The following is a 13909-nucleotide window of genomic DNA, read 5'->3' as shown; positions in this document are numbered from 1 at the left end:
ACGGGCGTTGCAATAGTGATTGAATGACCAATGCAGGTGGTTCCGCATGTGTTAGCACTCAGTGTTGCCGAGTGCCAACGACGCTGCCGATGTAGGATGAGAGGCTGATGGTGTCAATGGTTTGACAATGCCGGCAGGCGCAGAATTTTTTCTCGTCCGGTTTGAAGGCCTGAAGCCGATCGACGCAAGGGGGTGCCACGTCCTGGCCGATTTTGTCCCGCAATCTTTGCCAATCGGTAACCTTATATACTGTTCACTATCCAATTGATTAAAGATTTTCGAAATATATAGCGGCTATCGTGCGCCAGAAACCAGGGTAGGTGCGCGATGTTTGAAAAATTTTTATCTGACCGCCAGGGAAGCATAGCAATATTGTTCGGCATGCTTGCTATAGTACTCGTGGCAGCAGTCGGCTTCGGTATAGACCTTACGCGAGCAATACATATAAAATCAAAGGTGCAGACGGTTGTTGACGCAACCGCCCTGGCGGCAAATTACGATTCCAACGGGTTGTCGAACGACAAGGTCATCGAAAAGGCGGAAGCCTATTTCGAGGCGACGATGGATGTGCCTGCCGGTTACAGCATCGAGCCCGAGGTCAGCGTCAATCAGGGCAAGATCGAGGTCAAGGCCCATATCAATATGCCGACCTATTTCGGCAGCCTGGCCGGTATCGACAGGCTGGATATCGACGTCGTATCCGAAACGGTGATCGGCAAGGTCTCGTTTGACGTTGTGATGGTGCTCGATAATTCCGGTTCGATGGGGGGTAGCAAGATCTACACGTTGAAACAGGCTGCAAAGGATCTTTCCGAGACGCTGTTCAAGATCAATGATGTGAGCGAGAAGAAGGACCGGGTGAAAATCGGTCTCGTGCCGTTCACCGCCTTCGTGAACGTGGGAACGGACAAGGACGATGCGAGCTGGATGGACCGGGAGGGACGCTCCCCGATCCACTGGACGAATTTCGAGACCGAGGCCAACGGCAAACCGGATCCGGGAATGTTCAATCCGGCCTATCTCCACAATGGCCAGCCAAGCCGCTTCTCTCTTTACAAGCAATTGGCTGGAACTCCCTGGAGAGGGTGCGTGGAAGCCCGCCCTTCGCCCTATGACGTGACGGATGATCCGGCAAACGCCAGCAATCCGGCGACTATGTTTGTACCGGAATTCGCGCCGGATGAACCAAGCGAAAACTATGAGAAGGATTATGATCGTTATTATAACAACTATTTAGATGACGACCGAGGCGTATGCAGTGAGTCCGTAAATAAGGCTTACAAATCTTCTGGACTTCCGCGATACGAGTACGCCCAAAAACGTATTTGCAAATATAATAATCAGAAGTATTACTACACGGGGACTAGTCGTGGGCCGAATTATCTGTGCACGACGCAGCCGATCATTCCGCTGACGACGACAAAAAACGATATTCTCAATGCGATCAATAGTATGGTGGCAAATGGCTACACGAATATCCATCAGGGTGTCGTTTGGGGCTGGCGCGTGCTCTCTCCGCAGGAACCTTTCACCGGCGGGCGTGAAATCCCAGAAGGTGAGTATCGCGACGAAGACCACAAACGCATCATGATCGTGATGACCGATGGTGCGAATACCTATGAAAATCAGAATTCGTTCAATCGCACCAGGATACACGCCTATGGCTATGGCGCCGAACAGAGACTTGGTCCGGGTATCGATCGAGCGAATGAAATTGAAGCGACGATGGATCAGCGCACGTCGCTTGCCTGCGCCAATGCCAAATCGCAAGGCGAGGTCGACATCTTCACCATTGCTTTCCAGATCAGCGACACGGCGACCGTCAACATGATGCGCAATTGCGCGACGCGCCCGGACATGGCCTATACCGCTTCTTCTAATGCCGCCCTGAAGGAAGCCTTCGAGCGTATCGCAGAAGAAATCACCAAGCTCAGGCTGAACCGCTGATCAGCTCGCAAACAAAAAGCCCCCGGCAAATGCCGGGGGCGTTGCTTCGCTTGTGCGCATCGGAAGCTTATTGCGCCGCGGGCACGACCGAGAACGGCATGCGCAATTCGCCCGCCTTGGTGCCGAGCGTATCACGGAAGCGGGCAAGCAGGATGTAGTCGCCTGCCTGAAGACCTTCGAAGCGGAAGCTAAGGCTGGTCTGGAACTCGCGAAGCTTCTCGCGCGATGCGCTGCCGACCTTGGCGAAATCAGCCTGCGACGCCAGCACCTGGCCCGTCGGCGTCAGGATCTCGAAATCGACGGCCAGTTCGAAGCGGTAGCCGTCATCGCCGTGCCGATAGTCGTATCCGACCGGCTCGGCATAAACCACGATCGTTTCGCCGGGATGGAAGCTGGTGTTCCGGCGCGGTTCGTAGGAACCGTACCCGGTTGCGGGAGCCTCAACGAAAAGCGCCTTGGTGAAGCCCAGCGGGGCTGCCTGCCAGGCGGCGTCCAGCTCCGAGAGCGCGGCGGTCAGTTCGCCGGATGGCGCCGGTACCGAGGCATTGGCATGGCCGGCTGTAGCCGCTATCAGGCAAATCGCACTGACGCTGGCGCCGACGAGAAGGCCTCGCCGCCAGGAGTTCTTCCAAATGGTCATCTAAGGACGCCCCGTAGCCCGCAAGCGTTGTTGATGTTTTTAGCGACCCGAAACCGCATTCAGGACGAAGGCGGATTGATCATGCTGCGGCGGTCCATATAGACCGAGTGCGGGAAAACCACAATATCCATGGCTTTGCGCGGTAAACGTCACAAGTTTCTCGAAGAAATGCGTGCCGGCCTCACTCGGTCGATCCATCGACGGCGGCGGTCATTCCTGCCGGCCGTCATATGGCGGTCGTTGTCGGAGGTCGCAAGATTTGCTTAGTCCTTACAACGCGCTATCCGACGAGGCGCTCCGCCCAGGACTGTTTTTTGCGGTAGATCGTCGACGGGCTGATCTCCAGCGCCGCCGCAGCTTGCGAGATATTGCCGTCGAAAGCGTTGAGTGCATCCTCGATGATGCGTCGTTCCTGCATCCAAAGAGGTTCGACGGTGGGAATCGGCTGGGGCAGCTGGCGCGACCATGTGCGATGCAGAACGGGGCCGCGAAGCTGGCTTGACGCGCCTTCGCCGGCGCCGAGAAGTGCCGGCAGCATCGTCGGGCGAAGAATGCTGCCTTCGTTCATCACGACCGCCTGGCGAATGGTATTTTCGAGCTGCCTGACATTGCCGGGCCACTCATAGGTGACGAGGCACTCCTGAGCGGCGGCGTCGAGCCGGGTGAAGGCGCGGCCTTCTTGCGCACTTGCCTGCCGCAGAAAAAAGGCGGCAAGGGACAGGATATCATCACGGCGCTCGCGCAGCGGGGGCATTTTGACCGTCAGCACATGAAGCCGATAGAAGAGGTCCTCACGAAGCCGGCCCTGCGCAATTTCCTCGGCCGGATTGCGGCTGGTCGAGCAGATGAGCCGGACGTTGCTCTCTGCTGCGCCGGCTTCGCCGGTCTGGAGAAACTGCAGGAGCCTCGACTGCGTCGAAAGCTCCAACTCGCTGACCTCGTCGAGGAAGAGTGTGCCGCCGTCCGCCAGTTCGAAAGCACCTCTCGCACCATGCGGCCCGCCAAACAGACTGCAATTCGCCTGATCGTCCGCATCGGCCGAGCCGTCGAAAACGACGAACGGCTGTCCGGCGCGGTTCGAACGGCTATGAATAGCGCGGGCGCACATTTCCTTTCCGCTGCCGGTCTCGCCTGTAATGAAAACGGGCGCGTTTGAAGCCGATATCCGCTCAATCTGCGCATAGACTGCTTTCATGCGCGCGGAATTGCCCACGAAGGCATCGAACGCGGGTTCGGCCTGAAGAGCGGGGAGTTCGGCTCGGGTTTCATGAAGGTCGCCGCCGGCGCTGGTCGATGCCGGTCTCCTGGTGCCGCGCATCCGCTGAGCGAGGCGAAGTTCGATCGTTGCTGCAATCTGTGCGGTATCGAATGGGGGCGTCAGGAACTCGTGCGCGCCGGCCTCCAGCACGGCGAACATGCGGGATACGCCGCCTCTGGACGCCGTCGCGACAAGAAATGCGTCGGGATGCTGAGCTGCGAGGCGGGCGAGCTCGCCTTCGTCGCCAAGGCAGTCGATATCGATGAAGAAGAGATCGGGACGGGCCTGCAGACAGGTAATGAAGAGGGAGGCCTTGTCGCGAAAGACCAGTGCATCTTCGCTCGGTCGCCCAAGTTTTGCGACGACCCGACTTGCCAGATCGACCGTGGTGCCGCCGGCATCCAGTACGGCCAGACGGATCGGCAGCCCCCTGCCATGCATGGGATCCATGCCCGCGCTTCCCCCCAAGGCTCCTCGTATCACCGTTCAGGGAGATACCGGATTGATGTCATGGGAGAATCTGGCCCGGTTATGGTAAACAAAAGGTTGAAATTTTCCGTCTCTGGGTCTGCCTAAGACCCTGACGCAACGTCATATCCGGCGCCTTCGATGGCTTCGACGAAGATGGCCTTGGGTAAATCGGATTGGATGACGGCCAGCGCGGCGTTCAAGTCGACCTTGGCGTCTGCCGAGGGATCCGCGGTGGCGATTGCTTTCTCGACGGCCCGCACGCAGCCACCGCAGGTCATGCCATCGATCCGGATTTCATGTTTCTCCATAGCTTTCCTCCTGTGGCGTCGCTTGAGCGCCGGCCGCCCGGCAATATGGCGGCGGACCATCAAATGAATAGGGCTTCCCGCCACTGGAAGGTCAAGGACATCATCGACGCATGCGCGGCAAGAATGTCGCAGCCGGGTGACGGTCTTCGTCAATCAAAGACGGTAAACGGTGAAGATTCGGAAGAATCACCTTAATCATGCACAATTCGAAAGCCGTTCATGATTCGGCTGGGGCCACAGTGTGACATGGCGCGCATAGCTACATTCTTCGTCTTTCTCTGCATGGCGGTCATCGCCGTGTCGGTGGGCGCCGTTCTTGTCTTTCAGTTCGGCAGGCCCCTCGCGGAAGCGGTCTCCCTGACACTGGCGCTGCTGTGCACCATGGCCGTCGCCCATCTCGTCTTCGCGCGCTCGCGCGAGAGGGGTCAGGTCGCGGAGGTCGTGGACCGCATCGAAGGGCGGTTGCAGGAAATCGATGAGGATGTCGGCAATCTCGAGGGCCGCCTGACGGGTGTGGAGACGACGATCCCGCGCCGCACGCAGGAAGAGATTGATCCGCTGTTTGCGGAAATCGAGATCCTGGGCTCGCTCGTCAAGCAAATGGCCGAGACGATGGCCGACATGGAAACGCGGATCGAGGAGCAGGAGGGGCGCCAATATCTGCCGCCGCCGCCCGAAGTGACCCGGGTTGCCCACTATGCCGAACCGCCGCGCAGCCTGTCCTATCAGGGCGGCGAAGGCGCGCCGCAGGTGCCGGAGGCGCGGAACCGTGGCGCCGGCACGGTTCGCACCCCGGGGCCGGACGACCGCATTTCATCTCGGGAAGAAGGGCTCGACAGGCGGGCGGAGGAAGCCCCGTTCCGCTCCAGCCGCGTATCGCGCAAAGGCCGCTCCGATCCGGGCCTGCGCCAGACGATCCTCGATGCGCTGGAGTCCAATCGCGTCGATCTCTATCTGCAGCCGATCGTTACGCTCCCGCAACGTCGTGTCCGTTTTTACGAGGCGCTCAGCCGCATTCGTGACGTCAATGAGACGATCATCGAACCCGTCGACTTTCTGGATGAGGCGGCGAGGGCGCATCTTCTGCCGAGGATCGACAACCTGCTGCTGTTTCGCGCAATCCAGGTGCTGAGGCGCCTGTCGAGCCGCAACCGTGAGGCAGGGCTTTTCGTGAATATTTCAGCGGCAACGCTGGTGGACGAAACGTTCTTCCCCGGTTTCCTGGAATTCGTGCGCACGCACCACGGCTATGCCGATCTTCTCGTCTTCGAATTCTCGCAAGCCGATGTTGCTGAAATGGGCGTGCTGGAGCTCGAAAGCCTCGCGGCGCTGTCCGATCTGGGCTTTCGGTTCTCGGTCGACCGGATCTCCGATCTCAAGATGGATTTCCGCCGCCTGGCCGATCGGGGATTCCGCTATGCGAAGTTCCGGGCCGAACGAATTCTTGGCGAAGGCGCGGCGATGGCCGGCGATATCCATCCGGAGGATTTCGGCGATCTGCTACAGCGCTACGGCATCGAGTTGATCGTTGACCACGTGGAAAGCGAAGCCCAGGTGCTCGATATCCTCGATCTGGAGGTGAAGATGGCGCAGGGCTATCTCTTCTCGCCGCCCCGACCGGTTCGCCCTGAAGTGCTGCAGGGAAATCCTCCGCGGGCAGCCCGGCGCGCCGCCGAATAAGGGCGGCGCGCTAAGCCAATTGGAGCTTACGCTCCTTTCGGGCCAACCGTAACGACGGTCGGTTTCTTGCCGTCCAGAATGCGTTTGGCGACTGCCTTTACCTGATCCAGCGTCACTGCCTCGATCGTCGCGTTGCGATTTTCGATATAGTCGGGGCCGAAACCTTCCAGCTGAAGGCCGACAAGCTGGTTGGCGATCTTGCCCGACGTGTCGAAGCGCAGCGCATAGGAACCTGTCAGGTAGCTTTTCGCCTTGGCCAGTTCTTCCTCGGAGGGACCGTCGCTCGCCATCCGGGTCAGCTGCTCATCGATGATCTTCAGCGTCTCGCCAGCCTTTTCAGCCCGGGTTCCCGTCGCACCCATCAAAAGGCCGGCATGGTCGAACGGGACGAGATAGGAGCCGACGGAATAGGCGAGCCCGCGCTTTTCCCGCACTTCCTCATAGAGCCATGAGGAGAAGGAGCCGCCGCCCAGGATATGATTCATGACGAAGGCGGGAATGAAATCCGGATCGCTGCGCTTCAACGCCGGCAGGCCGAAGCGGATCGAGGTCTGCGGCACGTTGAAGGCGACGGCCTCGACGATGCCGCTCTTCGGCTCGACTTCCGGGACCGGCGTGAGATCCGGCGCAGCCGGCAGGGCGCCGAAGACCTTGTCGAGAAGCGGAATGAGGGTTGCCGCGTCAATGTCGCCGACGACGGCGACTTTCAGATTGCCGCGGGCGAACAGGCGCTCGTGCATCATCTTCAGGTCGGCCGGCGCCAGCTTGGAAACGGTCTCTTCGGTGCCTTTGGAAGGCCTGCCGTAGGGGTGTCCTGGAAAGGCCAGTTCCGACCAGCGGCGCGCCGCGATCGCATCCGGGTCCTTCAGGTCCTGCCTGAGGCCGGAAATCGTCTGGGTCTTCATACGATTGATCGCCTCGTCGTCGAATCGCGGCTCGGTCACCGCAAGACGGAGCATTTCGAAGGCATCCGTCGCGTTCGGCGTCAGGGTGCGCATCGAGCCGTAGAAGGCATCTCGTCCCTCGTCGAAGGAAAGCTGCATCACCAGGTCTTCCATTCGCGCCTGGAATGCCTGGGAATCGAGGTCGCCTGCGCCTTCATCGAGCGAGCGCGACAACAGGTTCACCAATCCTTCCTTGCCCTCCGGATCCTGAGCGGAACCGCCCTGGAAGGCGAAGTCGATTGCAACGATCGGCACGGTGTGATCCTCGACCAGCCAGGCATTGATGCCCGCCGGGGTCGTCACTTCCTGAATTTCAGTGGCGTTGGCCGAGAAGGGGTAAAGGGCAACCAGCATCAGTCCGGCGAGGCCGGCGATCCCGTTGCCCAGTTGGCGGAAGAGGGAGTGGCGGCCTTCGGCGGCCATGTCGGCGCGAGCAAATAGGCGCATGGACTGCTTCCTTCGGGCGATTGCGAACGGGCTCAGGACTTCTTGCCGGACTTGCCGGCGGCTTCCGAAGCGGCTGGAGGCGGCGAGCCAAGCAGATTGGCGGTTACCGGTGCGTCGGAGAGGTACTTGCGCGCAACCTCCTGCACATCCCGGGCTGTTACCGAGGCGATCTGGCGCGGCCATTGCTGCACGCTCTCGATCGTCCCGCCGGTCGTCAGCGCGGCGCCAAAGATGCGCGCCAGGGTCGACTGGCTGTCCTGCGCGTAGACCGCTTCCGCCAGCATGCCTTTCTTGGCGCGTTCCAGTTCCTCCTCGCCGACACCGTTTTCGATGATGTCGTCGACAGTCGCGCGGATGGCCGCCGAGACGTCGTTCAGGTCCTTGCCGTCGCGCGGCACGCCGTAGATCATGAAGCGGGTGTCGTCGAGCGCGGTGGACTGATACCAGCTGCCGGCAGACGACGCGATGCCGCCTTCGACCACAAGCTCCCGGTAGAGTCTGCTCGTCGCGCCGCCACCGAGGATTTGCGCCAGAACGTCGAGGCTTGCCCCCTCATTGCCTTCGGCCACCGTATAGCTTGGCACGAGCCAGGCCTGGCGGAGGATCGGCTGGTTCACCTGTTCGTCGACGAGAGTGACTTCCCGTGCCCCCGGAGGCGTCTGCGTCTTGGGGCGCGTGCGTTCGCCCGGTTCCGCGCGGCGCTGCAGCTTGCCGTAGGTTGCTTCGGCGTTGGCCCTGACCTCTTCGGGCGTCACGTCCCCGGCCACGACCAGCACCGCATTGTTCGGCGTGTAGTAGCGGTCGTAGAAGGCGAAGGCGTCTTCCTTGTTGAGCGCCCGGATCTCGTCCTTCCAGCCGATAACCGGCACGGAATAAGGGTGGTTTACGTAGAGAATGGAATCGAGCGTCTCGCTCAGCTTCGAGGAGGGGTCATTGTCGATACGCTGACGCCGCTCCTCCAGCACCACTTCGCGCTCGGGCGCAACCACCTCGTCGGTCAGCACCAGGTTCTGCATCCGGTCGGCCTCGAAGGCCATCATTTCGGGCAGGTAATCCTTGGAGATCTTCTGGAAATAGGCGGTGTAGTCGTTGCTGGTGAAAGCGTTTTCGCTGCCGCCGATCTCGGCGACGCGCTTCGAGAACGCACCTTCGGGATGGTTCTTCGTGCCCTTGAACATCAGGTGTTCGAGGAAATGCGCGATGCCGGACTTGCCCGGCAATTCGTCGGCCGACCCCACCTTGTACCAGATCATGTGGGTGACGACCGGCGCGCGGTGATCCGGGATGACCACCACCTGGAGGCCGTTTTCAAGAGTGAAGGAGGAGACATCCCCGCCGACGCGAATGTCCGCGAAATCGCTCGACGTGGCGGCCGCCTGCGTTTCCGCGTTGGCAACGGAAGGTGCGGCCTGCGAAGCAAGAAGGACTGCAAGGGCCAGCGCCCGGACGAGAGACGTACGGCGCTGCGGCCGGCCGGAAATCGGTGCCACGAAAATTCTCCAAAAACAGTCGTCACAGGACCCTAACAGCCTCTAGATATAGGCCGGAACGAGGCGAAGGCGCGTGAACTTTTCGTAAGGTGGCGGAAATTCCGCTCCTGAAACGACAAAGGCCCCGCGAAGGGGCCTTGGTATCTATGCCGCTGGCAGCCGATTGTCAGTTGAGCGGAATCGGCCGCGCGGTCCGTTCCCATTCATTGAGGTCGACCGGCTTCTCATTCTTTTCCGGTGCGACAAGCGGCGCATCTCCGGCCGGCGTCGAATATTCAACCGGCGGCTCGATGAGGTAGCGGCGAATCGGCTGGCCGTTCGCGTCAAGCAGCTTCGAGGTGTCGACCTTGGTCAAGGTCCGCTTCTTGGTCAGTTCGTCCGGCGAGAGGCGCTTGCCGTCGATCTCGTCCTGGGCTTTGCGTTCGGCCACCAGATCGCGCTCGTTGCTGGAGGCAAGTTGCGGCAGGCCGCGCAACTGCTCCGGCGTCAGGCGATTGCCCGTCAGCGGGCTTGTAGCATAGGCTTCCCGAAGCTTCTGCAATTCGGCGTCGCTCGCCTGGGGCCAATTGGCGGCGGTCTCCGCCTTTTCGGGCGGTGGCAGGTCGGCATGCAGGTTCGTCGGCATGGCGAGTGGTGCGCGCGGAGCATATTCGATCGGCTTTTCGGAGGGGTCGACAGCGCCGAGCCCGCCCAAAATGCTGCGAACGAGAGCCTTGTCCGGCGCCTCCACGACGGTGCCGTCATTATAGCCGTCGGAGCCGGTCGAGCATGCGCCGAGGAATCCGGCGAGGACCGCAACGAGAGGCGCGTTGGCCAACGCGATCGTCCGCCGCCTTTTTGGCACGGCGGTCTCGCGAGCCAGGGTCTCAACGATCTTCGTCATTCTCAATCCCTCGTTCCGAAACCGGCATCCCGCCGTCGCGGGCTGTCCTTCGGCTCCCGTTTCCGCCGGCAACCTCCTCATTGACCGGACGTTTTTCGTCAGGCTCTGCATGAGGCTGCAATGCGGCTTCTTTAGGGCCGGCGACGAAACTGTCATACATGAGACCGGCCACACCGGCAACGATCCAGGCATCCGCCGGATTGAACACGTACCAGGAGAAGGTGCCGACGTGGAAATGGAAGAAGTCGGCCACCGCCCCATAGGCGATGCGGTCGATGCCGTTGCCGATCGCGCCGCCGACGATGAGGCCGAGAGAGACGGCCGAGAGCCGGTCCTTCGCCCGCGCGCCCCAGATCCATAAAAACACTGTCGCAGCAAGCGTCAGGACGATGAGCGCGATCCGCCCGACAGGCGAGCCCTGCTGGAAGAGGCCGTAGGATATGCCGTAATTCCAGACCATCGTCAGGTCGAGAAACGGCAGCAGTTCGATCCGGCCTATGGAAGGCAGGTCGGTGACGAAGAGCAGCCAGAGTTTTGTTGCCTGATCCAGAGCGAGGCCGATTGCCGCAATCGACAGCACAAGCGCACTGCGCGGCCCCCACAAGAGAGGCCGTGCAGTGATTCGCGGTTTCGGCGTCGTATCCGTCATGGATCCTCAGGCTCGCAAGCGCCTCAGGCGGCGTTGCGGGCTGCGTCCCATTCGCGCAGCGCCTCGGCGTCGCGCGGTGTGACATCCGGGTATTCCGGATCGGCGCCGACTTCTGGAAGGATCTTCCACGAGCGTGCGCATTTTCGCCCTTCCGCCAGACCCGGCACCACAGCGACGCCCTTGACCTCGGGCAGGGTGAAGGCGCCCTCTGGCGCTTCTGCAGCCGTTATCGTTGCCTGGCTTGTGATGAAGATCTCCGCGGCATCGATGCCTTCGAGCGCGGCGAGAAGCTGCGGATCGGTCACGTGCACGGTCGGATGCGCCTCCAGCGAGGAGCCGATCCGCTTTTCGCGCCGCTCGATCTCCAGCGCGCCGGTCACCACGCGGCGCACGGTGCGCACCTTCGCCCAGCGCTCGGCCAGCTTGTCGTCGCGCCAGGACTGCGGCACCGCCGGGAACTGCTCCAGGTGGATGGTGATCTCCTGACTGCCCTTGCGCTCCAGCCACGCCTCTTCCGTGGTGAAGGGCAGGATGGGCGCCAGCCAGACGACGACGCAGTTGAACAGCTTGTCGATGACGTAAAGCGCGGCCTTGCGGCGAACCGACGAGGCCGGATCGCAGTAAAGCGCGTCCTTGCGCACGTCGAAATAGAAGGCGGAAAGCTCTACCGTCAGGAAGGTGCCCAGGTGGTGGATGATCTTCTTGTAGTCGAACTCCCAATAGGCCTTGCGTACGAGCTCGTCGAGCTCGGCAAGCCTATGCAGCATCAGCCGCTCCAGCTCGGGCATGTCGGCAAGGGCCACCTCCTCGCCGGTGAAATGGGTCAGCGAGCCCAGCATCCAGCGGATGGTATTGCGCAGCTTGCGGTAGGAATCGACCGTGGTCTTCAGGATCTCCGGCCCGATGCGCTGGTCTTCCCAATATTCGACCGAGGCCGTCCACAGGCGCAGGATATCGGCGCCATAGTCCTTGATGACATCCTGCGGGAACGTCTGGTTGCCCAACGACTTCGACATCTTGCGGCCTTCCTCGTCCATGGTGAAACCATGGGTCAGTACCGCATCGTAGGGGGCGACGCCGCGCGTGCCGCAGCTTTCCAGCAGCGAGGACTGGAACCAGCCGCGATGCTGGTCGGAGCCTTCGAGGTAGAGCACATAGTCCTTGCCGCCGCGGCCCTGGCGGTGCGGCTTGAGGTCGTCGCGCTGCTCCAGGCAGAAGGCATGCGTCGAGCCTGAATCGAACCAGACGTCGAGAATGTCGCGCACCTGGGTCCAGTTTTCCGGGTCATTGACGAGGCCGTCGAGGAAACGCTCCTTCGCGCCGTCGGCGAACCAGGCATCCGCGCCTTCCTCGGCGAACGCGGCCTTGATGCGCGCGATCAGCTCTTCATTGGCGGAAAAATCCGGCCCCGGCGCCAGCCGTCCGTCTTCCTCGTTGCGGAACACGGCGATCGGCACGCCCCAGGCGCGCTGGCGCGACAGCACCCAGTCCGGCCGGTTCTCGATCATCGAGCGCAGGCGGTTCTGCCCGCTGTCCGGCACGAAACGGGTATCGGCGATCGCCTGCAGGGCGCGGGAGCGCAGTGTATCGGTGGCGCCACCCTCCAGCGGCTTGTCCATATGGACGAACCATTGCGGCGTGTTGCGGAAGATGATCGGCTTCTTGGAGCGCCAGGAATGGGGATACTGGTGTTTCAGCCGACCGAGGCCGATCAGGTTGCCGCTCGCCTTCAGCGCCTCGATGACGCGCCTGTTGGCGTCGCCCTTCTCGCCCTTGTGGGTGATGACCTGCGCGCCTTCGAAGCCCGGCGCTTCCTTGGTGTAGAAACCGTCATCGGCGACGGTGAAGGGGATGGCGGCCGAGATCCCGCGCGCTTCCAGCGCCTGGCGGCTCGCCATCCAGATCTCGAAGTCGTCCGTGCCGTGGCCGGGCGCGGTGTGCACGAAGCCCGTACCCGTGTCATCGGTCACGTGATCGCCGTCGAGTAGCGGTACGTCGAAGTCGTAGCCGCCAAGGCCCGCCTCGCGCAGCGGATGGGCGCAGGTGAGTGCGGCCAGTTCATCCGCCGCGACCTGGCGCAGGTGTTCGTAGCGCTGCACGCGCGACTGTTCGAAGACGCCGGCGGCAAGCGCCTCGGCCAGGATCAGCCGGTCGCCCTTCTGCACCCAGTTGTCTTCCGGCAGATCGTCCTGGGTGACCTCGTAGAGCGCGTAAGCGATCTTGGAGGAATACGAGATCGCCCGGTTGCCGGGGATCGTCCAGGGTGTCGTCGTCCAGATGACGACGGCGGCATCGAGCAGTTCCTCGGTTACCTTTTCGTCAAGCCCGCCGGCCTCGACCACCGGGAACTTCACCCAGATCTGGTCGGACTGGTAGTCGTGATACTCGATCTCGGCCTCGGCGAGCGCGGTCTTTTCCACCACCGACCACATCACCGGCTTGGAGCCGCGATAGAGCTGGCCGGAGGTAGCGAATTTCATGATCTCGCCGGCGATGAACGCCTCCGCCTCGAAATTCATCGTCAGGTAGGGGTTCTCCCAGTCGCCCTCGATGCCGAGACGGCGGAACTCCTCGCGCTGCACGCCGATCCAGTGGTTCGCGAAATCGCGGCATTCCTTGCGGAATTCGTTGATCGGCACCTCGTCCTTGTTCTTTCCTCTCGCGCGGTACTGTTCCTCGATCTTCCATTCGATCGGCAGACCGTGGCAGTCCCAGCCAGGCACGTAGTTGGAATCCCAGCCCTGCATCTGCATGGAGCGGGTGACGATGTCCTTCAGCGTCTTGTTCAGCGCGTGGCCGATATGGATGTTGCCGTTGGCATATGGCGGGCCGTCATGAAGGATGTACTTGTCGCGGTCCTTCGCGGCTTCGCGCAGGCGGCGATAAAGGTCCATCGCCTTCCAGCGGGCGATGATTTCCGGCTCCTTCTTCGGCAGGCCGGCGCGCATCGGAAAATCGGTCTTGGGCAGGTAAAGCGTTTCGGAATAGTCGCGGGCAGTCGTTTCGGTCATCGTGCGTTTCCGCTGGGGGCGCCATTTGGCGGCGGTGTCGTTCGGGGGCGCGCGGAACCCGGGTGAGCTGTACCTTCAAGCCCGCACGCAATTGGTCCTGGCTGGTCAAGCCGAGCTGCCCGGTCCCTCGGCGACGCGCCAGACTGGGCGCATCAGGCGAAGGCCGGGCCGATAATTCGCG

At 61.7% G+C, this 13909-nt stretch carries 10 protein-coding genes; 2 read left to right on the top strand and 8 right to left on the bottom strand.

The window, feature by feature from the left end; translation table 11 throughout:
- Positions 1 to 327: 327 nt before the first annotated feature.
- The gene (locus H2509_RS17985) at positions 328 to 1947 is read left to right on the top strand and encodes a pilus assembly protein TadG-related protein (RefSeq protein WP_182167849.1); all 1620 of its coding nucleotides are present in this window, start codon (positions 328 to 330) and stop codon (positions 1945 to 1947) included.
- A gap of 67 nt (positions 1948 to 2014) precedes the next feature.
- Here H2509_RS17985 and H2509_RS17980 read toward each other — a convergent pair whose 3' ends face one another.
- From H2509_RS17980 to H2509_RS17970, 3 genes are all read right to left on the bottom strand, one after another.
- Complete coding sequence (locus tag H2509_RS17980) at positions 2015 to 2587, bottom strand: hypothetical protein (RefSeq protein ID WP_182167848.1); 573 nt, start codon at positions 2585 to 2587, stop codon at positions 2015 to 2017.
- A gap of 280 nt (positions 2588 to 2867) precedes the next feature.
- Positions 2868 to 4295 carry a sigma-54-dependent transcriptional regulator gene (locus H2509_RS17975; RefSeq protein ID WP_182167847.1) on the bottom strand — a complete coding sequence of 476 codons (1428 nt, stop codon included), beginning with the start codon at positions 4293 to 4295 and terminating at the stop codon, positions 2868 to 2870.
- A gap of 122 nt (positions 4296 to 4417) precedes the next feature.
- Complete coding sequence (locus H2509_RS17970; RefSeq protein WP_182167846.1) at positions 4418 to 4624, bottom strand: heavy-metal-associated domain-containing protein; 207 nt, start codon at positions 4622 to 4624, stop codon at positions 4418 to 4420.
- A gap of 246 nt (positions 4625 to 4870) precedes the next feature.
- Between H2509_RS17970 and H2509_RS17965 the strand changes: the two genes are divergently transcribed.
- On the top strand, positions 4871 to 6304 hold the full coding sequence (locus tag H2509_RS17965; protein ID WP_182167845.1) for an EAL domain-containing protein: 1434 nt from the start codon (positions 4871 to 4873) through the stop codon (positions 6302 to 6304).
- Between the two features lie 26 nt (positions 6305 to 6330).
- Here H2509_RS17965 and H2509_RS17960 read toward each other — a convergent pair whose 3' ends face one another.
- The 5 genes from H2509_RS17960 to ileS all read right to left on the bottom strand — a co-directional run bounded on the left by H2509_RS17960 (position 6331) and on the right by ileS (position 13728).
- A complete protein-coding gene (locus H2509_RS17960) occupies positions 6331 to 7695 on the bottom strand; it encodes a M16 family metallopeptidase (RefSeq protein ID WP_235975092.1) in 1365 nt (454 codons plus the stop codon).
- 32 nt (positions 7696 to 7727) lie between these two features.
- Positions 7728 to 9185: a M16 family metallopeptidase gene (locus tag H2509_RS17955; protein ID WP_328805118.1), complete on the bottom strand. Its 1458-nt coding sequence runs from the start codon at positions 9183 to 9185 to the stop codon at positions 7728 to 7730.
- A 166-nt stretch (positions 9186 to 9351) separates the two neighbouring features.
- Positions 9352 to 10068, bottom strand: a complete 717-nt coding sequence (locus tag H2509_RS17950) for a hypothetical protein (protein ID WP_182167844.1) — start codon at positions 10066 to 10068, stop codon at positions 9352 to 9354.
- Positions 10052 to 10717: a signal peptidase II gene (gene lspA / locus H2509_RS17945; RefSeq protein WP_182167843.1), complete on the bottom strand. Its 666-nt coding sequence runs from the start codon at positions 10715 to 10717 to the stop codon at positions 10052 to 10054. Before lspA ends, H2509_RS17950 begins: the two co-directional genes overlap by 17 nt.
- Positions 10718 to 10740: 23 nt before the next feature.
- A complete protein-coding gene (ileS, locus tag H2509_RS17940; protein ID WP_182167842.1) occupies positions 10741 to 13728 on the bottom strand; it encodes an isoleucine--tRNA ligase in 2988 nt (995 codons plus the stop codon).
- Between the last annotated feature and the right edge of the window lie 181 nt (positions 13729 to 13909).

It is taken from the genome of Stappia albiluteola (assembly GCF_014050225.1).
GTDB classification, from domain to species: domain Bacteria; phylum Pseudomonadota; class Alphaproteobacteria; order Rhizobiales; family Stappiaceae; genus Hongsoonwoonella; species Hongsoonwoonella albiluteola.
This window is presented reverse-complemented; position numbering and strand designations above follow the sequence as displayed.